Genomic DNA, 18434 nt, shown 5'->3' with positions numbered 1-18434 from the left:
AACCCCACCTTGGCCAGCGGCCGCAAGGACCGTGCTCAAAGGCCGGACATATGGACGCAAGCGATCGAAAACGACGCAAAACAACCGTTGCAGGCAGGGCGCCTGCGCGACGTCGCTTCGCTCCTGCTCCGCCCTAGGATGACGAAGGTGTGGTGTCATATGCTAATCGCCAGCGTTGGAGATTGGCGGATGTAGCTGGTCGGCAGCGAACGTTTGCAGTTGCGACTCTCCCAGGCGTTAATCCCAACGTTCTCAGATCGTCTGCTTCTTGCCGTCCCTGGTCGGCATGAGGTCGATGCCGTTGACCTTGCCGATATGCGTGGCCAGCATCGGCACATACTGGTCGGCGGGGCCGGCCGCGAAGGCGCCGGCGAAGGCGTTCTTGGTGGCGTTGCCGAGCGGGTTGGCGATGCCGGCAGCACCCGCCATCGATTCGAGATAGGTGAGATCCTTGAAGGCGTTGGCGATGGTGAATTTGTGCGCGTCGCGGTCGCCTTCCAGCGTCCAGCGCATGAAGGTCTGATAGAAGCCGCAATCCATGCGGCCGTTGCGGATGACGCTGTCGAAGCGCGGCGGGGAGATGCCGACCTTCTGCGCCAGCGCCAGCGCCTCGGAATAGATCGCGGCGTAGCCGAGCGAGATGAAATTGTTGAGCAGCTTCATGCGATGGCCGTCACCGGTGTCGCCGATATGGACGATACGCCCGGCCCAGGTTTCGAGCACCGGCTTCAGCCGGGCAAAGACCGCGTCGGGCGCGCCGACCATGGCATCGAGCGTGCCTTCCCAAGCCTCCTTCGGGGTGCGGCTGAGCGGGGCATCGACATAATCGACGCCGAGCGCCTTGAGTTCGGCGGTCAGCGCCACCGTCGAAACGGGATCAGAGGTCGAGCAATCGACGACAACCGATCCCGGCTTCAGGCCTTCCTTGAGACCGCCTGGGCCGCGGATGATGGCTTCGACCTCGCGCGAGCCGGTGACGCAGATGAAGACAACCGTCGATGCCGCCGCGACGTCGCGCGAGGTCTCCGCTTCCTTGGCGCCGCGGCCGAGCAGGTCTTCCGCCGGCTTGCGGTTCTTGCGGCCGAGAAACGTCAGCGGATAGCCCTTGTCGACGATGTTCTTCGCTATCCCGTGCCCCATCAGGCCAAGCCCGATGAAGCCGATCTTTTCGCTCGCGGCGGTCGTGTTCATGTCGTTTCGTCCTATTTTGCAATGATGGATGACGGCGCTGCAGCTTGCCGGCGAATTGTTGAAGCGGGTTTTTGCCGCACGCCATGGCAGGCGATTGCAGAGTTCGATATTGTCTGACAATACACATGAATTCCAGGGAGAGCAAAATGACAAAGCGGATCATGTTCACCGGCGGCAGCGGCAAGGCCGGGCGCCACGTCGTGCAGTATCTGGTCGAGCAAGGCTGCCAGGTGCTCAACATCGACACCAAGCCGCTCGACAATCCCAAGGTGCGCACGCTGATCACCGACATCACCGACAGCGGGCAGGTGTTCAATGCGCTGTCGAGCTATATCGGCCTGCATGAATTCGACCCGTCGCTGCGTACGCAGCCGGTCGATGCCGTGGTGCATTTCGCGGCGATCCCGCGCATCATGATCACGCCCGACAATGAGGTGTTCCGCATCAACGCGCTCGGCACCTATAACGTGATCGAGGCTGCCGTGAAGCTCGGCATCCGCAAGGTGGTGATCGCCTCCAGCGAAACGACCTACGGGCTGGTCTTCGCCAACGAACCGCGCGATCCCACGCATTTCCCGCTCGACGAGGCGTACGACGTCGACCCGATGGACAGCTACGCGCTGTCCAAGGTCGTCAACGAGAAGACGGCGCGCGCCTTCGCGCTGCGCAGCGGCTTCGACATTTATGCCTTGCGCATCGGCAACGTCATCGAGCCGCACGAATATTCGCTGTTTCCGAAATGGTTCGCCGATCCGGGTTTCCGCAAGCGCATCGCCTGGAGCTATATCGACGCGCGCGACCTCGGCCAGATCACGCTGCGCGCCATCGAAAAGGACGGGCTCGGCTATCAGGTGTTCAACGCGGCCAACGACGACACCTCGTCCGACCTGCCGACAGCCGAACTGCTGAAGCGGTTTTACCCCGATGTGCCGGTCAAGGGCGACCTTGGCGAATACGAGACGCTGCTCTCCAACCGCAAGGCGCGCGACATGCTCGGCTTCCGGCCGGAGCACAGCTGGCGGAAATACGTCAAGACGAGCTGACGGAGGCAGCTGACGCGGAACCGGCACTGGGCCAGCCCCGAATTGCTGGTCATGAGGCCAGGCTCACGTGTTTGCCGCGCGCGGCAAACTCGAGCTACTTGTCTTTCCAGAATTCGGCCTGGAGTTGCGCCGCTTCATCGGCAAGCAGCGGGCCGACGACTTCAGTCGGACGCTGCCCGGCTTCGAAGACGATCCTGCAGGGCAGGTCGAGTGTGGGATTCTCGACATGTGCACCCGTTACCCGCTTGAGGTCATGTTCGCTCTGCCCAAAGACGACCCGTCCGATGCCCGCCCAATAGATTGTGCCGGAGCACATCGCGCAAGGTTCGGCCGACGTGTAGAGGGTGCAGGAGGCCAGCTTTTCGAGATTGACATTCATCCCCGCCCATGAGGCCAGCAGCCTTTCGGCATGAGCGGTGCGGTCGCCGCCGCCGGCTTTGTAACCGTTGGGCTGCTCGCGCAACACATTGCCGTCCTTGTCGGCGAGCAGCGAACCAAAGGGATGGTCGCCAGCATCGCGGGCCTTGCGCGCGACTTCGAACGCCTGACGGAGCAGCCGCTCATCATAAGGGCGTTGTGGCATCGGCAGACCCTCCGTCAGCTGCAGCGGGGTCTTTGCCGTCGTCAATCACTTCGTCGGCTTCCTCGCCTGTCGCAATGCGCATGACATGGACTGCGTTGCCGATCACATCGGCGGGGCGCTTCTGGCCTCTAGGACCGGTTGGCATAGGCTGGCTTCCCAAGTGTCCGGGCATCATTCATGCAGTCGGCCTTTATAGCCTCATAGTCCGGGCCCTGCCGTTCAACCGAGCGTCCGTCATAATGGCGACCGCTAAATCGGTACATGCCAGCTGAGATCTCGCCAGAGGTAAACGTCCAACCTTCCAATGCGTCTTGATTGTGATCGCTCACGATTGCTCCCATGCTTTCCGGTAAGCATACAGGAGCTCAGCCCGATATGGGAAATGCAGATTGCATTCCGTCAAATTTCAAACTGAGACACTACCGGCCGCTGGCGTCACTGGCAAGCTTTGGGAAATCAGTGATATCGTTGCGCTGATCCAAGCCAAAGAGGCAGAGAAGCCTATGGTTCGCGGCCAAAAAGCAGGGAGTGAGGACATTTGAAGTACGAGTGGGCGAACAATCCTCACTTGTTCATTCCAATAACAGCATGTGTCGTTGTCTTGGCCCTGAGTTTCGCAGCCATGTTCGTCGCACTCCTAAGCATAATTCTGCGCACCGATTTCTATGGGTCAATCGATGAGCAGAACCTTCCATGGGGCGAACGACTGGGGAAGCGAGACGCAAGGCTTCGTGCTGGATTTTGGTCAGCGCGCTTCCTGATACCGCGCCGGGTGATTGCATATGGTGCTGTTGTGTTCTTCTGCAGCTTCGGTGCGGTTGAGCTTATTTTAACCGTCTTCGGCCATCCGTCTTGATCGAATTTTCAAACTGACCCACTCCCGCCCAGGCTCAAGCCTCGTTGCGGCTAGGGCGTTGAGCCAGCCAGATGCTGCCGATGACGAAAACGACGCCGGCGATTTGAGGCAAGGTCAGCGTCTGATCCAGGAATACCCATCCAAGCAGCACGGCGGTCACCGGGCTGAGGAAAAGCAGCGATGACACCACTGCGGATTCCAGTCGCGCAATGCCCCGGAACCAGAGGACATAAGTCAGCGCCGCACCGATCAGGCCGAGCCACACCAGTCCAAGCAGGTTGGCCGCGGTCGGGAACGGGATGGGTGGTTCGAAAAGCAGAGCCACCGGAACGAGAAGGAGACCGCCGGCGGTCAGTTGCCATGCCGTAAAGGCGAGCAGCGATGCTGGCGGCTGCCACTTGCGGCTCAACACGCTTCCGAAGGCCATTGAGGCCGCCCCGGCGAGGCCGGCGGCAACGCCGACCGCATCGAGCGTCGCGTTCGGGGTCAGCACCAGCAATGCAACACCGGCGATCCCGACAAGGGCGGCGATAATCGCCAACCGGCGGACAGGGCTGGCAAGCAGGGCAGCAGCGAGGAAAATCACAATCAATGGCTGGACCGACAGCACGGTCGCCGCGACCCCGCCCGGAAGCCGGTAGGCGGCGACAAACAACATGCTCAGGAAGATCGAGATGTTGAGGGCTCCGAGGACGAAACTGCGCAGCCACCAGATGCCCGTTGGCAGTTGCCGAACGATCGCCAGCAGCAGCAATCCGGCGGGCAAGGCACGCAGCATTGCGACCGTCATTGGCGAGAAGTTCGGCAGGAACTGCGTGGTGACGATATAGGTGCTGCCCCATATCGCCGGTGCGATGGCTGTAAGCAGCAGATCGGAACGGTGCGTCTTCATAAGATTTCCAGAACTTCGGCAAGAGGGCGGCGCGGCTTTTGCGGCCAGTTTCCGGGCGCGGCGCGGCCGACCGCGATGAGCATCACCGGCATTTCATTGCGCGCAAGGCCAAACTCGCGGGCCACGCCTTCGGCATCGAAGCCTGCCATCGGACCGGAGACGAGCCCCAGCGCTTCGGCCGCGAAAATCAGCGTTGCGGCGCCAAGCGTTGCCGAGCGCACGGCTTCGTCGCGGGCCGCTAGAGGATCGGCATATTGGGCGCGGGCGCCCTCCCGCCACCCCGAAGCCATATCCGCCGGCATGAAGCCGGCTTCGACGAACGGACGGAGCCTGGCATCGAGGGCAGCGTGGTCGGGCAGTACGCCGCAGATGATGAAGGTGACGGCTGCTTCCTGCACCTTGGCCTGGCCATGGGCGAGGCTGCGCAATCGTGCCTTTGCCTCCGGCGTCCGCACCGCGATGAACCGCCAATTCTGAAGGTTGTAGGCGCTTGGCGCGCGCGTTGCGAGACGTGCCAGCTCCTCGATCTCGGCGTCCGTCAATTCGTGCGAGGCATCGAACCGATTGGCCGACATGCGCCGCTCGATAAGGGAAATTGCGGGGTTGGTCATCATGTCATTCCGAAACTGAGAAAGTCGTTCGGGAAGCAGATAGAGAATTTACCAAGGAGCGATAATATGCGAAAATTGAAAGACATTGTTTACTAGAAGAGAATGGTGAGATGGATCGCCTGACTGCGTTGCAGGTTTTCCGCCAGGTGGCGGAACTGAACAGCTTTGCCGAAGCCGGACGGCGGCTCGGTCTCTCGCCACCCGCGATCAGCAAGAACATCGCCGAGCTGGAGGCGGATCTGGGGGTGCGGCTCATCAACCGGACGACGCGGCGCATGGCGCTGACCGAAGAGGGCAGGATCTACCTGGAGCATGTCACGCAGGGGCTCGATGCGCTGGCCAGGGCCGACCAGGTGCTCGGCCCGATCAAGACGGCGCCGAGCGGCACGTTGCGGGTCAGCGCGCCGATGACTGTCACGTTGACGCGGCTTTCGGCTGCCATGCCCGCGTTTCTATCGCGCTATCCCGATTTGAAGCTCGATCTGCACCTTGACGACAGGCGCGTCGATATCGTGCGGGAGGGATTTGACCTGGCCATTCGCGGCAGCGACAATCTCGAGGATTCCAGCCTGGTCGCCCGAAAGCTTGCGGTCATGCCGCACGTGCTTTGCGCAGCTCCGTCCTACTTCGAGGAGCATGGCCGGCCCAAGACGCCTGCCGATTTGAAGGCGGCCAATTGCATCCGGTTCAGCCTCTCGGGGCATGCGGACATATGGGAATTCCGCAAGGACGGCCGCACCGAGCGGATCGCCATCGACGGACGATATACGGTCTCGTCAAGCCTTGCCGTGCGCGATGCGCTGCGCGCCGGCTTCGGCGTCAGCCTGATCCCTTATCCCTATGTCGAGAGCGACCTGAAAGCAGGCCGGCTGCAATCGGCTCTGGATGACTGGGAAAAGGTCGAAACCACGCTCTACGCGGTCTATCCGGCACGGCAGCATCTTGCCCCGAAAATCCGCGTCTTCCTTGATTTCCTGATCGAGGAATTCAGTCGGGACAAAGAGAAGCCGTTCGTGCCGCTCCGGCGTAAGCGCTCGGCAAAGCGCGGTGTCGGCGAGGGGACGGATGCGGAAAATCAAGCTGAGATATTGCCGGCGATTTCATCTCCTTGACACGCCTCCAAATCCGGACTTTGTGGAGCCATGCAGGGCGCGAAGCCGAACAAGGGAAAGACAGCGGCCGAGGCGTTCGCCGAACGCACGAGCGGTATTCGCCGGGCCGATGCGGCGCGCATACCGGGCTCGAGCGTGCATGCCTCGCTCGCCAATGAAATCGGGCTGAGGATCGTGCGCGGCGACTATCCGCCGGGAACCATCCTGCCCAACGAAGCCAAATGGTCGGAGACCTTCGACGTCAGCCGCTCGGCGGTGCGCGAAGCGATAAAAATGCTGATGGCGAAGAGCTTGCTGTCGTCACGTCCCAAAATCGGCAGCTGGGTCGAGCCGAAGGAACGCTGGAACCTGCTCGATCGCGACGTGCTGGCCTGGTATGCGACCTCGCCGGACCGTGAGGTGTTCCTCCGGACCGTGCAGGAGTTCCGCCACATCATCGAGCCGGAGGCCAGCGCCTTTGCCGCCATGCGGCGCACCGACGAGCAGATGGCCGAGATCAGCCAGGCCTGCCGCGAGATGGGTGAGGCGACCAACCTGCAGGAGCGGACGCGCGCCGACACGCGTTTTCATCTCGCCATCCTGCGGGCCTCGGGCAACGATCTGCTGGTGCCGCTCGGCGTGCTGATCGAATCGGCATTCGATCATCTATTTGCTTATACCACGCGGGAACTCGACGATTTGCAGCATGCGCAGAGGCTGCATGAGGCAATCGAGAAGAGCATCCGCCTGCAGCGGCCTGATGCGGCACGCAATGCGGTGCGCAAGCTGCTGGCCAATACCGACAGCGTCATCAAGTCCAGGTAACGGCCGTTCGGCATCAGGGTTTTAGCGCTCAATCGAAGGGTGCGGTCGCGAGATGCCGCCGGGTCAGCCCGATCAGCAGCGCCTGGTCGCGGGCGGCGTGTTCGGGTGGGTTGACGACGGCATCGCCATTGACCATCGCTGCCCAGAAGCCACGCATCTCTTCGACGAAGGCTTCGGCGTAACCGGCACGCAAATCTTTCTTCGACAGCGTGTGACCGTCCGAGGTCGTCACCGTCAGCCGGGTCGGATGATGGTTGAGCCAGGGCGAGGGGAATTCGAGCTCGAGGCTGGCATCGTCGAAGAACAGCGTGATCCGCTCCTTGTAGTCGGCGAGCTTGGGCACGGTGAGGTGGGTCATGGTCCACAGCGCCTGCCCATCCAGCAGCTTGACGGCGCCCTGGCCGCCGTCGCCATTGGCAAAGATCTGCGCGCCGACGACCTCGCCGTCCGGCACGCCGAGCGCATCGAGCAGGCCATGGACGGCATTGACATCGTGAATCAAGGCCGAGCTGTAAGCGCCGGTAAATCCACGGAAAGCGAGATCGGTCAGATGCACGCCGACGGCCTCTTCGACCTGGCGCTTCTGCTTGGCGGCGACAGTGGCGACCATGTCTTTTGGGATATCGGTACCGCGCCTGTAGGGCTGATGGGCGATGAACGGCCAGGCGTCGGGATCGTTTACCTCCACCGAGACCGCGCGCAGCGTGCTCGATGTTCCAGGCAGCGAAGCGAGCGCCAGCCGGTAGCTCGGGTCGAAGCGCTTCATATAGCCGACCTGAACGATTTTCCTGGCGGCATCGCGCGCGGCGATGATCTCGGCGATTTCCGCCAGCGAATAGCAGAGCGGCTTTTCGCAAAAGACATGCAGGCCGCGCGCCAGCGCCGCCAGCACCTGTTCGTGATGCAGCGGGTCCGGCGAGCCGATCACCACCGCGTCGAGGTGTTGGTCGAGGAGCTGGTCGATCGTTTCGAAATTGGCAATGCCATGGGTGTCGGTGACGAACTGCCGCGAAATCCTCGAGGGATCGGCGACCCCGACCAGCTCGAACAATTCACCGAGGCGCAGCAGATTGGGGATATGCTCGACCTGCGAGATCATGCCGGCGCCGACGACCCCGACGCGTAACCTGCTCATTGGATTATTCCCCGCAATGTCCGATTGTCAGCTCAAGGCGCCGCAGGCGGCCGGTTGCCGATCTGGGCGAGCAGGCCGGCAATCTCCGCCTCGACCGCCTTCAGGTCCTCGCCGCCCGACATGATCGAGATGACCTCGTCGCGCGAAATCTCGGACTTGGCGTAGGTGCCGCGATTGCGGCCGCGGTTGAGCAGCGTGAAGGTGTCGCCGACCGGATAGGCATGGTGGATGTTGTGGCTGATGAAGATCACGGCCAAACCCCGCATGCGCGCTTCGATGATGAACTTCAGCACCATCGCCGCCTGGTGGACGCCGAGTGCGGAAGTCGGCTCGTCGAGGATCAGCACGCGCGCGCCAAAATGCACGGCGCGGGCGATCGCCACCGACTGGCGCTCGCCGCCCGACAGCGTGCCGACGGCTTGCGTCGGATCGCGCACGTCGATACCGATATCGGCCATCGCCTGCCTGGCGATGGTGTTGGCGCGCTCCTTGTCGATGCGCGAGAAGGGCAGGCTGCTTTTGGTCGGCTCGCGGCCGAGGAAGAAGTTACGGGTGATCGACATCAGCGAGATCATGCCGAGGTCCTGGAACACCGTTGCCACGCCGAGCTCCTGCGCGTCGCGCGGGCTGCGGAAGGTGACCGGCTTGCCGTCGACCAGGATTTCGCCCTTGCTCGGCCGATAGACGCCGGACAAAACCTTGATCAGCGTCGACTTGCCGGCGCCGTTATCGCCGAGCAGGCAGTGGACCTCGCCCGGATAGACTTTGATGTCGATGTTCTGGAGGGCGCGCACCGAGCCAAAATTGACGCTGACGCCGCGCAGTTCCATTGCCGGTTCGGTCATTTGGGCCGGTTCGGTCATTTGGGCCGGCTCGGTCATTTGCCACCTCCGCGGCCGAGCGCCTTCAGCCTGATGTAGTTGTTGACCAGCACGGCCATCAGGATGACGATGCCGAGGAAGACCTTGAACCAGTCGGTGTCGATGCCGGTGTAGAAGATGCCCATCTGCACCAGCCCGAAGATCAGCGCGCCGAACAGCACGCCATAGACGGTGCCGTAGCCGCCGGTGAGCAGCACGCCGCCGATGACGGCGGCGATGATCGCCTCGAATTCCTTGAGCAGGCCGCGCGTGGTGTCGGCGGAGCCCGCCTCCATCACCTGGATGGTGGCAAGCAGCGTCGCCGCGCAGGCGGTGTAGACGAACAGGCTGATCTTGACGCGATCGACCGGCACGCCGACGTTGCGGGCTGCGATCAGGTCGCCGCCGGTGGCGAAGATCCAGTTGCCGTATTTCGTCTGGGTGAGCACGTAGCCGGCCAGCGCCGTCAGGCCGAGCCACCAGACGATCGACATCGGAATGCCGGCAACGAACGGGATGCCGTCGCTGCGGGTGGCGATCCAGCCCTGCGCGCCCATCCAGTGGAACAGGCCGGTGAGCAGATGGCCGTTGAAAATGCCGGCCGTCGCCGGATCCGGTGCGCCTTCGAGTATGTAGGGGATCTGGGTGCGGCCGGTGACGGCGCGGGTGATGCCGATCGACAGTCCGCGCAGGATATAGAGCGTGGCAAGCGTGACGATGAAGGAGGGCAGGCGCGTCTTCACCACGATCAGACCGTTGAGATAGCCGGTGAGGATGGCAACGGCGAAGGCGCAGGCTATGCCGCCCCATAGCGGCAGTCCCCAGAACTTCACCGTCAGCCCGATGACGACACCGGCGAAGCCGACCATGGAGCCGACCGAAAGATCGAACTCGCCGGCGATGATGAGGAGTGCTGCCGCGGTGGCGACGATGCCGAGCTCCGCCGACAGCGTCAGGAAGGTCATCGATCCCTGCAGCGAATAGAGGTTTGCCGCGCCCGGCAGCAGCGCAAAGATGATGATCGTCGCAAGCAGCCCGCCGGCCGCACCGGCTTCCGGCCGGCGCAGCCACTGGGTCAGCTTGCCGGTGCTGGCCAGCCGCTCGTCGGCGCCGGCGGCCCGCTTCGATGTCATGCCGAAGCGGTCGGTCGCCTTCAGTTCGCCCGGAGATATAGCCTTGTCTTCCACGACCGCCATTAGGCTCTCCAATCGCTCAATTCGCAATCTTCGAACGGAACGGGAGTGCGCTTGGCGCATTCTCCCGTTCCGTCGGAGCGCTTGCCTAGCGGATGCCCTCTTTGGCGAGCGCCAGGATCGCCTTGGCTTTTTCCGGCGAGTCTATGAACAGCGGTCCGGTATAGGCGTTGTTCTGCGGCCAAAAGCCGTGCGTCGCTTGCTCGACCAGATAGATCACCGGCAGATAGCCCATCAGATATTGCTGGGCATCCATGCCGAAGCCCATTTCGCCGGCGACGACAGAGTCGAGGACCTCCGGGCTGATGTCGAATGTGTAGAGCTTGAGCTTGCCGAACAGTTCCTTGTCGCGGAACATCGGGATCAGCGGGTTGGCGGCGGTGGCGCCGAGCGCAAAGACGGCCTGCGTGTCGGGATGCGCCGACAGATAGGCTTCCGTGCGGCGCTGGATGTCTGCGGGATCCGGCGCCACGGCCAGAACCTCGGTGCCGCCGCCGGAGGGCTTCAGCCCGTCATTGAGGCCCTGGCAGCGCTGGTCGAGGCTGACATTGCCGACCTCGTGGTTGATACAGACGACCTTGAGCGTGCCTTCCTTGGCCAGCCGCTCGCCGGCCTTCTTGCCGGAATCATATTCGGAAACGGTGCCGACATAGAGCGTCGTGCCGAGCTCGGCGCCTTCCTTTTCGCCGGAATCCAGAACCACCATGGGAATATTGGCGGCAAGCCCGGATTTGACCGATTTGCCGAGCGCATTGGCGTCGGCGATGGAGACGGCGATACCATCCGGCTCGGTGGCAATGGCGGCGTCAAGAAGCCGGGCCTGCTCGACCACGTCGAAGACCTGCGGTGCGTAATATTCGACCTTGGCGCCGGTAAGGGCGGCCGCGTCATCGACGCCGCGCTTGACCACCGACCAATAGGGATCGGACGCCGACCCATGCACCACGAAGGTGATGCGGACGTCCTTCGGATCCTTGAGGCCCGCGGCATGCGCAATACCTGTCATCAGGCCCGCCGAAACGAAGGCGCCCAATGCCACTTTCAGAAGAGTTTTCATCTTATTCTCCCATTTGTCGTTGCAGTTCCAATCCCTCTGGCGCCGTTTTCCGGCCGCGACGATCGGCTCACGTTGCGGATCGGGTGGCCGCTTTGCGGGCCTTTGCCGACGCCAATCGCTGTTCGCCCGCGGTGTTGCCGCGGGTTGATGATCGCCCGGCCGAGAGCGTGGCGCGAAGCTCCTCGCGCAACGGCTTCATGCCGATGACGTCGATCGGCTGTGCGGCGAGCCAGTCGCGAAAGCCCTGGTCGCGGAACAGCTCGTATTCTTCGGTGCGGATATAGGCGGAGCGCGGCTCGATCAGCTCGAGTTCACCGGGCGCGTTGCAATGCAGGCAAAAGAAGGTCAGGCCCTCGCGCACGCCGTCGATGAGCGCCTGGTAAGCCGGCTCGATCGGCCTGGAGCGCGGCCGGCCCCAGGTCGTCTGGATGGCGGCGTCGAAAATGGCAAAGCCGCCGGCACGGGCCAGCGCCACGCCGCGCTGGAACGCCTCCTCGGTGACGCCGACCAGATTGTCGTTGGGGGAATAGGCGGACAGCGTCTTGGTCAGCAGCACCGGCAGCTGATATTCGAGCCCGAGCTTGATGTAGATGTTGCAGAATTCCGGCGACAATGCCGCTCCCATATGCGCGTCGAGGTGGGTGACGTCGATGCCGGCGCGATAGGCGGTGTCGATCTGGGCGCGAAGCTCGGCCTCGACCGCCTGCGGCACCGCCTTGCGGCGCGTGGTCGCCACATCGGGCCAGAAGAAGCCGAACTCGTCGGTCAGGCCGGCCGCCCGCGACGGCGCGGTCAACGGCCGCCATTTGTAATGCTGCTTCTCGCTGTTCAGCGTCAGGTGGACGCCAAGGTCGAGGCCAGGTTTGGCGACGGCGCTCTCGGCCATTTCGAGGAACCACGGGCACGGCACCATCACCGCGCCGGAACTGCAGACACCCAGCCCGCTCAATTCGAGGAAGGCGCTGTTGGCGCCGTGGCACATGCCGACATCGTCCTCGTGGAGCACGATCCGTTTGCTGGAGCCGGCGGCGTTCACGACCGGCCGCCTTCCCGCCGGCGCGCCGGTTTCGAGGGTCTTCCAAAGTGTGTCCCGTATTTCATGGAACCAACCGTTTGCCCAACTGGCCGGAATGGAACGCCGAAAGCTGGGTTTCCGACAGGGCCACTTTGGCGAATTCGGATGGGTACGATTTGCCTGCCGGCTGAGACACTTAGCTGCCGATTTCCCCAATCACGGTTCAAAACCAGTCATAGGAACCGTCTTCCGGGCGCAGATGGCTTGGTCGAATAGCGGCGGAGTGGTTCTTTCAAACTGTGCCGACAAGCCTACAGCTGTCCACACCATCAAGCGACCACATTATCAAGTGACCCACACTATCAAGCGACTTGGAGGCCTGTCATGTACACCGCCGGCGAAGAGGAAATCGAAGCCATTGCCAGGGTAATCCGCTCGGGCGCGCTGTTTCGTTACGGCAAGGACAGCGAATGCGACCGCTTCGAGGCCCGCTATGCGCAGCATCTTGGCGTCGAGCATTTCGCGCTGGCCGCCAGCGGCACCTATGGGCTCGCCGCCGGCCTGATCGGCCTCGGCATCGGCCCGGGGGACGAAGTGCTGGTGCCGGCGCACACCTATATGGCGACCGCGACCGCGGTGCTGTCGGTCGGGGCCATTCCAGTCATCGTCGACATCGACGAGAGCCTGACCATCGATCCCATCGCCCTGCGCGATGCCATCGGGCCGCGCACCAGGGCGGTCATCCCGGTGCATATGTGGGGCGCGGCCTGCAACATGAATGCGATCATGGACATTGCTGCCAAGCGCGGCTTGCTGGTGCTGGAGGATGTCTGCCAAGGCATCGGCGGCGGCTATGAGGGCCGCAAGCTCGGCTCGATCGGCCATGCCGGCGCTTATTCCTTCAACTACTTCAAGAACATGACCTCGGGCGAGGGCGGCGGCATCGCCACCAGCGATCCGAAAGTGGCGGAGCGGGCGCGCTGCGCCATCGACCCTTGCCATTTCTACTGGCAGGGCAGAAGCGACAGCATCAAACCCTTCGCCGGCATCGGCGCGCGTGCTTCCGAACTGATGGGGGCGATGCTCAACGTCCAACTCGACCGGCTGGACGGCATCATCGAGGCGATGCGAGCCGAGAAGAAGACGGTGCTGGCCGGTACCCGCCACCTTAGCAATCTTGGGCTGACGCCGTCGCCGATGAACAGCGCGGACGATGATTGCGCCGCACAGGTGATGTACCTGCTGCCGAGCGAGCAGGCGGCGCAGACTTTTTCGAAGACCATTCCGAGCGTCGTTGCCGGCAAGACCGGCCGTCACAATTTCACCCAGTGGGACCAGGTGCTGATGCATGAAGGCGCGCATCATCCGGCGCTCAATCCTTACGCACTGCCCGAGAACCAGGGCCTGCGGCTGGATTATTCCGACGACCTCGGCAAGCGCTCGCTCGACATCCTCAACCGCACCGTGATGGTCGCCATGAACCCGGCGCACAGCGATGCCGACATTCAGGACATGATCCACAACATCGACGCGGCGGCGCGGGTGGCGCTGGAGAATGCTTCGCTCGATGATATCGAATTGCGCAAGGCGGCACCGGTTGATCTGCAGAAGTTCGACAGTGTGAACTAGACCAGATCCGGCGCGGTTTGCTACCCTGCGGTCGAGTTCCTTGTCCGGCGGCCGGGCGAGGATTCCGGCCGGCATAACCGGTCGCCAAAAAATCCGCAGGCCCGTGTCGGATAGGCCGGGCTCCGCTCGTCCTAGGGGGCATCGATCACCAACACGGAGGATTAACGATATGCCCGGCACCGTACGGCTGCACCGCGTTCTGACAACAAGCCCGGAGAAAGTCTACCGCGCGTTCCTCGAAGCGGACGCACTTGCCAAATGGCTTCCGCCGAACGGCTTCACCTGCACGGTTCATCACTTCGAGGCGAAAGTCGGCGGTACGTTCAAAATGTCCTTCCGCAACTTCACCACCGGCGACAGCCACTCGTTCGGCGGCGAATATGTCGAGCTCGTGCCCAACGAGCAACTGCGTTACACCGACCGGTTCGACGACCCCAACCTGGCCGGCGAGATCGAGGTGACCGTGACATTGAAGAAAGTGTCGGTCGGCACCGAAGTCAATATCACGCAGGCAGGTATTCCAGACGCCATCCCGGTTGAGGCCTGCTATCTCGGCTGGCAGGAGTCGCTGCGAAATCTGGCGAAGCTCGTTGAACCCGAGATCAACCAGTAGGATAAAGCGCTGCCCTGGCGGGTTGGCGTCGCTAACCGGAAACCCAGGGATGACGCCGTTCTTCCCACCCAACATGCGCCGGGGCCGGAAAGGCCGGATCGGCGAAGCAGCCGACCGCGACAGCGATCCATTCAGGCTTTCGCCCGGGCTCCCAGAAGACGCTTGAGCCGCAGCCCGGGTGGAAATGGAAAGTGACGTGGTGGCCGCTCCGAGCTGACCGCCTGTAGGTTCTGGCGTCGCCTTCGGCTTCTACCTTGTCGCGCGCAAAGAAGGCGGCGACGCCGTATGTGCTGCCGGTTCGTTTCTGGCAGTCGAGGCAGTGGCACTGTGCGATCAGTTGCGGCGCTCCGTTACAGGAGATCCTCAGTTGCCCACAGGCACAGGATGCGGTTCTCATGGCAATCCTCATGGTTCAGATGAATGCGTTGCCCGCCTATACCGGCGGTAGGCATGCTTCTGGTTTTCGGGGAGGTTCGGCCTTGGGAAGCGCGCTTTGCGCGAACGCCGAAAAACAAGGACCGATGCCCCATATTCCTAATCACTGCGGGCGATTGACTCAACCCCGCGGTGAACGAGATGGAGAGCCTGGCTCTAGCTTCTATCCAATCTTAGGAACGCGGCGCGCAGCGCCAGAACGGCGCGCAAGATCTGACGTTCGTCCATTGCCGCGTAGCCGAGCAGCAGGCCGTGCTCGGGTTCAGTAGAGTGGTAGTTGATGGAGATGCCCTGAACGTCGAGCCCCTCCTTGACGGCGGCGGCGACCACGTCGCTGTCCTTATAGGGCCTGACGAAGCTGGCCAGCAGTTGCATGCCTGAATCGTTTTCCGTGACGGTCAGCCATTCGGCCAGATGCTCCTGGCACAGCTTGACGAAGTTCGCCTGCCGGCGCGCATAGAGCCGGCGCATGCGCTTGAGGTGCGTGGCGAAATAGCCCTGCGTGATGAAGTCGTTGACCGTTGCCTGCAGGATCAGTGGCGCGAACTGGCCGGTGATGCTCACCGCCCGGTCGAACGGAACCGACAATTCGCGCGGCACGATCAGATAGCCGATGCGCAGCGCCGGAATCAGCGTCTTGCCGAAGCTGCCGATATAGACGACGCGGTCGGCATGATCGAGCCCGCGTAGCGCCGGCACCGGCCGGCCGCGGAACCGGTATTCGCCGTCATAGTCATCCTCGACGATCCAGGCGCCGTTGCGTTCGGCGATGTCGAGCAGCTGCAACCGCTCCTCGATGCGCATGATTGTGCCGAACGGCCATTGGCAGGATGGCGTCACATAGATCAGCCGCGGCGGCGGCAGCTCCGGATCGGCAAGATGCCAGCCGCGCCGGTCGACCTTCAACGGTGCCAGCCTGGCACCGCTGGCGAGAAAGGCGCTCTTGGCGCCGAGATAGCCGGGCTCCTCCATCCAGACATGGTCGCCTTCGTCCATCAGCACGCGCGAGACCAGATCGAGCGCTGCCTGCGCACCGGTGACGATGATCACCTGGTCGGCGGTGCAGCTGATGCCGCGCGACAGGCCGATGGTCGAGGCAATGGCCTGACGCAGGCCGGGGTGGCCGGCAAAGGAGAGATAACCAAGCAGGCTCTCGTCGCGGCTGCGTGCATTGCGCACCAGAAGGCTTGACCAGATGGTGAACGGAAACGATGCCGTTTCAGGCACGCCGGGATGGAAATTGATGACGCCGGCATTGCGTGGCGGCTGCGGGCCGTTGACGATGGTCTGGCCACGCCGCGACAGCTTTTGCGGCGCTGCCAGTCCGGCGCGCAGGGATGCTAAGGGGCGGTTCTGCTGGATCGGCGCCACCCAGGTGCCCGATCCGGCACGCGCCTCGATAAAACCTTCGGCAAGGAGCTGGTCATAGGCGGCGATGACCGTGTTGCGCCCGACCTTCAGATCTTCGGCCAGCGAGCGCGTCGACGGCAGCAGCGTGTTCTGCGGGATTTGGCCGTCAAGGATGAAGCGTCGCAAGGCGCCGTAGATCTGACGATGCATCGGTTCTTCCGAAGCGCGGTCGACCGACATGATGTCGAGGGAAAGGCGCATGTGGTCCGCCACGGCACTATCCCCCGACGAACCGGGCGGCGCGGGCGATCTTTTCCTCGTTGAGCCGGCAGACGGTGTCGAGCACCAGTCGCCTGGTTTCGGGGCTGATCTCGCGGCTGTTCTTCAGCGCGCGATGCACGGTGGCGGCGCCAAGTTCCGCCTTCTCGGCAATCTCCCGGATGGTGCAAAGCCGTTCCATGCCAAGCGCAGCTTCGAAAGCCATGTCGCTCCTCCTCGGTTGCATCAAGGCACGGCTTCCGGCCGGCCTCAAGCTTGAAAGTCGGGGTTTGAAATCCAGAGCCGGGATTCTGCGATCCGCGCCGCGCAGGGAGCAAGGCGGCGCGGATCGCCGGGCGCCTTCGCGTCGCTAACCCCATCGAGGCGCGCGCCCATTATGTTCCTCCGGCTCGCAATGCGGGCCGGTCATTCTGCCTGCCGAGTCGCCACTTCGAAGCCGGCCTCGCGGGTGGTGGCGAGCAGCGAGAAATAGCCTTTGCTGGCATAGGTCAGCGGATGCGCCTTGGCCGGATCCTGCTCGGCTTCGACAACGAGCCAGCCTTCATAGCCGCGCGCGGCGAGGAGTTTCAGCAATGACAGGAAATCGACCGAGCCGTCGCCGGGCACGGTAAAAATGCCGTCCATTACCGCCGCCATGAAGCTCATGTCCTCGCGGCGTGCCCGTTCCAGCACCGCCCTGCGAACGTCCTTGCAATGGAGATGCACGATACGGTCGAGATGCCGTTGCAGCAGCGATTGCGGGTCGCCGCCCGAAAACAGGCAGTGGCCGCTATCGAACAAAAGGCCGACGCTTCGGCCCGTCGCCGCCATCAGCCTGTCGACTTCATCGTCCGTCTCGACGATGGTGCCCATGTGGTGGTGGAAGGCCATGCCGACCCCGAATGCAGCCATGCGGTCGGCGAGGGCGGTCAGTTTCTCGCCATAGGACGGCCAGTCCCTGTCGGCGAGGCGCGGACGCTCGGAGATCGGTGCGAAAATGCCGTCATGGCGACCGCGCGAGGTGTCGGCGTAGACGACGATCCTGGCGCCGAGGTCGCGCAGCAACGTCAGATGCGGGGTAATCGCCGCGAATTCCTCTTCGACCGTGCGGTCGAGAATGCGGCCATCATACCAGCCGGAGACGAGTTCCAGGCCATAGGATGACAGGAGCGGCCCAAGCACTTCAGCCTGGCGCGGAAATTTGCCGCCGAGCTCGGTGCCGCGGTAGCCGGCCAGCGCCGTTTCCGACAGGCAGGTCTCCAAGGACGTATCCCCGCCAAGCGCCGGAACGTCGTCATTGCTCCAGGTGATGGGATTGATGCCGATCTTGACCGTCATGACGCCAGGCTTTTGCGGGCTTGGGAATACAAGCCGAGCCTGCAGACTGGCGGCAAAGAGGACCCGTCACTAGGTCCAGTTGAGCCGAATTTGGCAGAACCAGTCGATGGCGATCGATTCTAGTCTTCCTTTGGGCGGCCAAAAAGGGCGCGCAGCTCGTCTTTGGCGTCCTCCAGCACTTTCTTCTGCGCCGCCGGCAGGTTCTTGCCGGCGCGGTTGATGTAGAAATTCAGCATCGACATGGCGGATTGAAACGGCCCTGCCTTGCGCCGGTCGCTGTGCTCGGCCGAGCGCTTCAACGAGGCGGCAATCTTCTTGGGATCGTGGGATTCGAAGATGTGTTCCTCGAGGTCCAGCGCGTCGCTGTGCTCGGTGACGTCGGCGGACCATTTCCGTTGCGCGGTCATGGCAAACTCCTTCCACTAGGTCGTTGCCGGGAAAACGCCTTATGGCGCACCC

Annotated in this window: 20 protein-coding genes; 6 read left to right on the top strand and 14 right to left on the bottom strand. The window is 63.0% G+C overall.

The window, feature by feature from the left end:
- Positions 1–252: 252 nt before the first annotated feature.
- Positions 253–1191: an NAD(P)-dependent oxidoreductase gene (locus NKI59_RS28860; RefSeq protein WP_352708116.1), complete on the bottom strand. Its 939-nt coding sequence runs from the start codon at positions 1189–1191 to the stop codon at positions 253–255.
- Positions 1192–1337: 146 nt separating this feature from the next.
- Between NKI59_RS28860 and NKI59_RS28855 the strand changes: the two genes are divergently transcribed.
- A complete protein-coding gene (locus NKI59_RS28855; RefSeq protein ID WP_352708115.1) occupies positions 1338–2234 on the top strand; it encodes an NAD-dependent epimerase/dehydratase family protein in 897 nt (298 codons plus the stop codon).
- Between the two features lie 94 nt (positions 2235–2328).
- On the opposite strand, the gene NKI59_RS28850 is transcribed toward NKI59_RS28855, so the two are convergent.
- Positions 2329–2817, bottom strand: a complete 489-nt coding sequence (locus NKI59_RS28850) for a nucleoside deaminase (RefSeq protein ID WP_352683607.1) — start codon at positions 2815–2817, stop codon at positions 2329–2331.
- A gap of 389 nt (positions 2818–3206) precedes the next feature.
- Between NKI59_RS28850 and NKI59_RS28845 the strand changes: the two genes are divergently transcribed.
- Positions 3207–3359, top strand: coding sequence for a hypothetical protein (locus NKI59_RS28845; protein WP_352708113.1), 153 nt, complete (start codon positions 3207–3209; stop codon positions 3357–3359).
- A 348-nt stretch (positions 3360–3707) separates the two neighbouring features.
- On the opposite strand, the gene NKI59_RS28840 is transcribed toward NKI59_RS28845, so the two are convergent.
- Both NKI59_RS28840 and NKI59_RS28835 read right to left on the bottom strand, forming a co-directional pair.
- Complete coding sequence (locus tag NKI59_RS28840; protein WP_352708112.1) at positions 3708–4565, bottom strand: EamA family transporter; 858 nt, start codon at positions 4563–4565, stop codon at positions 3708–3710.
- Entirely contained in the window at positions 4562–5176 is a 615-nt protein-coding gene (locus NKI59_RS28835) for a nitroreductase family protein (RefSeq protein WP_352708110.1), read from the bottom strand. Before NKI59_RS28835 ends, NKI59_RS28840 begins: the two co-directional genes overlap by 4 nt.
- Before the next feature lie 110 nt (positions 5177–5286).
- On the opposite strand from NKI59_RS28835, the gene NKI59_RS28830 reads away from it, so the two are divergent.
- Both NKI59_RS28830 and NKI59_RS28825 read left to right on the top strand, forming a co-directional pair.
- Positions 5287–6288: a LysR family transcriptional regulator gene (locus NKI59_RS28830; protein WP_352708109.1), complete on the top strand. Its 1002-nt coding sequence runs from the start codon at positions 5287–5289 to the stop codon at positions 6286–6288.
- Positions 6289–6318: 30 nt separating this feature from the next.
- Entirely contained in the window at positions 6319–7092 is a 774-nt protein-coding gene (locus NKI59_RS28825; RefSeq protein WP_352708108.1) for a FadR/GntR family transcriptional regulator, read from the top strand.
- Between the two features lie 28 nt (positions 7093–7120).
- Here the strand turns inward: NKI59_RS28825 and NKI59_RS28820 are convergent, their stop codons facing one another.
- From NKI59_RS28820 to NKI59_RS28800, 5 genes are all read right to left on the bottom strand, one after another.
- Positions 7121–8227 carry a Gfo/Idh/MocA family protein gene (locus tag NKI59_RS28820; RefSeq protein WP_352708106.1) on the bottom strand — a complete coding sequence of 369 codons (1107 nt, stop codon included), beginning with the start codon at positions 8225–8227 and terminating at the stop codon, positions 7121–7123.
- A gap of 32 nt (positions 8228–8259) precedes the next feature.
- Positions 8260–9072 (bottom strand): ATP-binding cassette domain-containing protein, encoded by an 813-nt coding sequence (locus NKI59_RS28815; protein ID WP_352647081.1) that lies wholly within the window; start codon positions 9070–9072, stop codon positions 8260–8262.
- A gap of 32 nt (positions 9073–9104) precedes the next feature.
- Positions 9105–10220 (bottom strand): ABC transporter permease, encoded by a 1116-nt coding sequence (locus NKI59_RS28810; RefSeq protein ID WP_352708119.1) that lies wholly within the window; start codon positions 10218–10220, stop codon positions 9105–9107.
- Positions 10221–10368: 148 nt separating this feature from the next.
- Positions 10369–11337: a rhizopine catabolism ABC transporter substrate-binding protein gene (locus NKI59_RS28805; RefSeq protein ID WP_352708105.1), complete on the bottom strand. Its 969-nt coding sequence runs from the start codon at positions 11335–11337 to the stop codon at positions 10369–10371.
- Between the two features lie 67 nt (positions 11338–11404).
- Positions 11405–12373: a polysaccharide deacetylase family protein gene (locus NKI59_RS28800; RefSeq protein WP_352708104.1), complete on the bottom strand. Its 969-nt coding sequence runs from the start codon at positions 12371–12373 to the stop codon at positions 11405–11407.
- Positions 12374–12736: 363 nt separating this feature from the next.
- Between NKI59_RS28800 and NKI59_RS28795 the strand changes: the two genes are divergently transcribed.
- Both NKI59_RS28795 and NKI59_RS28790 read left to right on the top strand, forming a co-directional pair.
- Positions 12737–13981, top strand: coding sequence for a DegT/DnrJ/EryC1/StrS family aminotransferase (locus NKI59_RS28795; protein WP_352708102.1), 1245 nt, complete (start codon positions 12737–12739; stop codon positions 13979–13981).
- 169 nt (positions 13982–14150) lie between these two features.
- On the top strand, positions 14151–14594 hold the full coding sequence (locus NKI59_RS28790; RefSeq protein WP_023675820.1) for an SRPBCC family protein: 444 nt from the start codon (positions 14151–14153) through the stop codon (positions 14592–14594).
- Between the two features lie 31 nt (positions 14595–14625).
- Here NKI59_RS28790 and NKI59_RS28785 read toward each other — a convergent pair whose 3' ends face one another.
- The 5 genes from NKI59_RS28785 to NKI59_RS28765 all read right to left on the bottom strand — a co-directional run bounded on the left by NKI59_RS28785 (position 14626) and on the right by NKI59_RS28765 (position 18382).
- Positions 14626–14991 carry a GFA family protein gene (locus NKI59_RS28785; protein ID WP_352708101.1) on the bottom strand — a complete coding sequence of 122 codons (366 nt, stop codon included), beginning with the start codon at positions 14989–14991 and terminating at the stop codon, positions 14626–14628.
- 194 nt (positions 14992–15185) lie between these two features.
- A complete protein-coding gene (gene mocR, locus NKI59_RS28780; protein WP_245274662.1) occupies positions 15186–16652 on the bottom strand; it encodes a rhizopine catabolism transcriptional regulator MocR in 1467 nt (488 codons plus the stop codon).
- Between the two features lie 4 nt (positions 16653–16656).
- Positions 16657–16863 carry a LacI family DNA-binding transcriptional regulator gene (locus NKI59_RS28775; RefSeq protein ID WP_352683585.1) on the bottom strand — a complete coding sequence of 69 codons (207 nt, stop codon included), beginning with the start codon at positions 16861–16863 and terminating at the stop codon, positions 16657–16659.
- A gap of 200 nt (positions 16864–17063) precedes the next feature.
- Positions 17064–17975 (bottom strand): myo-inosose-2 dehydratase, encoded by a 912-nt coding sequence (gene iolE / locus NKI59_RS28770; RefSeq protein WP_352708099.1) that lies wholly within the window; start codon positions 17973–17975, stop codon positions 17064–17066.
- A 119-nt stretch (positions 17976–18094) separates the two neighbouring features.
- Positions 18095–18382, bottom strand: a complete 288-nt coding sequence (locus NKI59_RS28765) for a DUF3175 domain-containing protein (protein ID WP_023675825.1) — start codon at positions 18380–18382, stop codon at positions 18095–18097.
- Between the last annotated feature and the right edge of the window lie 52 nt (positions 18383–18434).

Origin of the sequence: Mesorhizobium sp. M0598, from assembly GCF_040320865.1 — a bacterium.
In the GTDB taxonomy this organism is placed as follows: Bacteria; Pseudomonadota; Alphaproteobacteria; order Rhizobiales; family Rhizobiaceae; genus Mesorhizobium.
The sequence above is the reverse complement of the archived record's forward strand: the minus strand, read 5'-3'. Positions and strand labels throughout refer to the sequence as shown.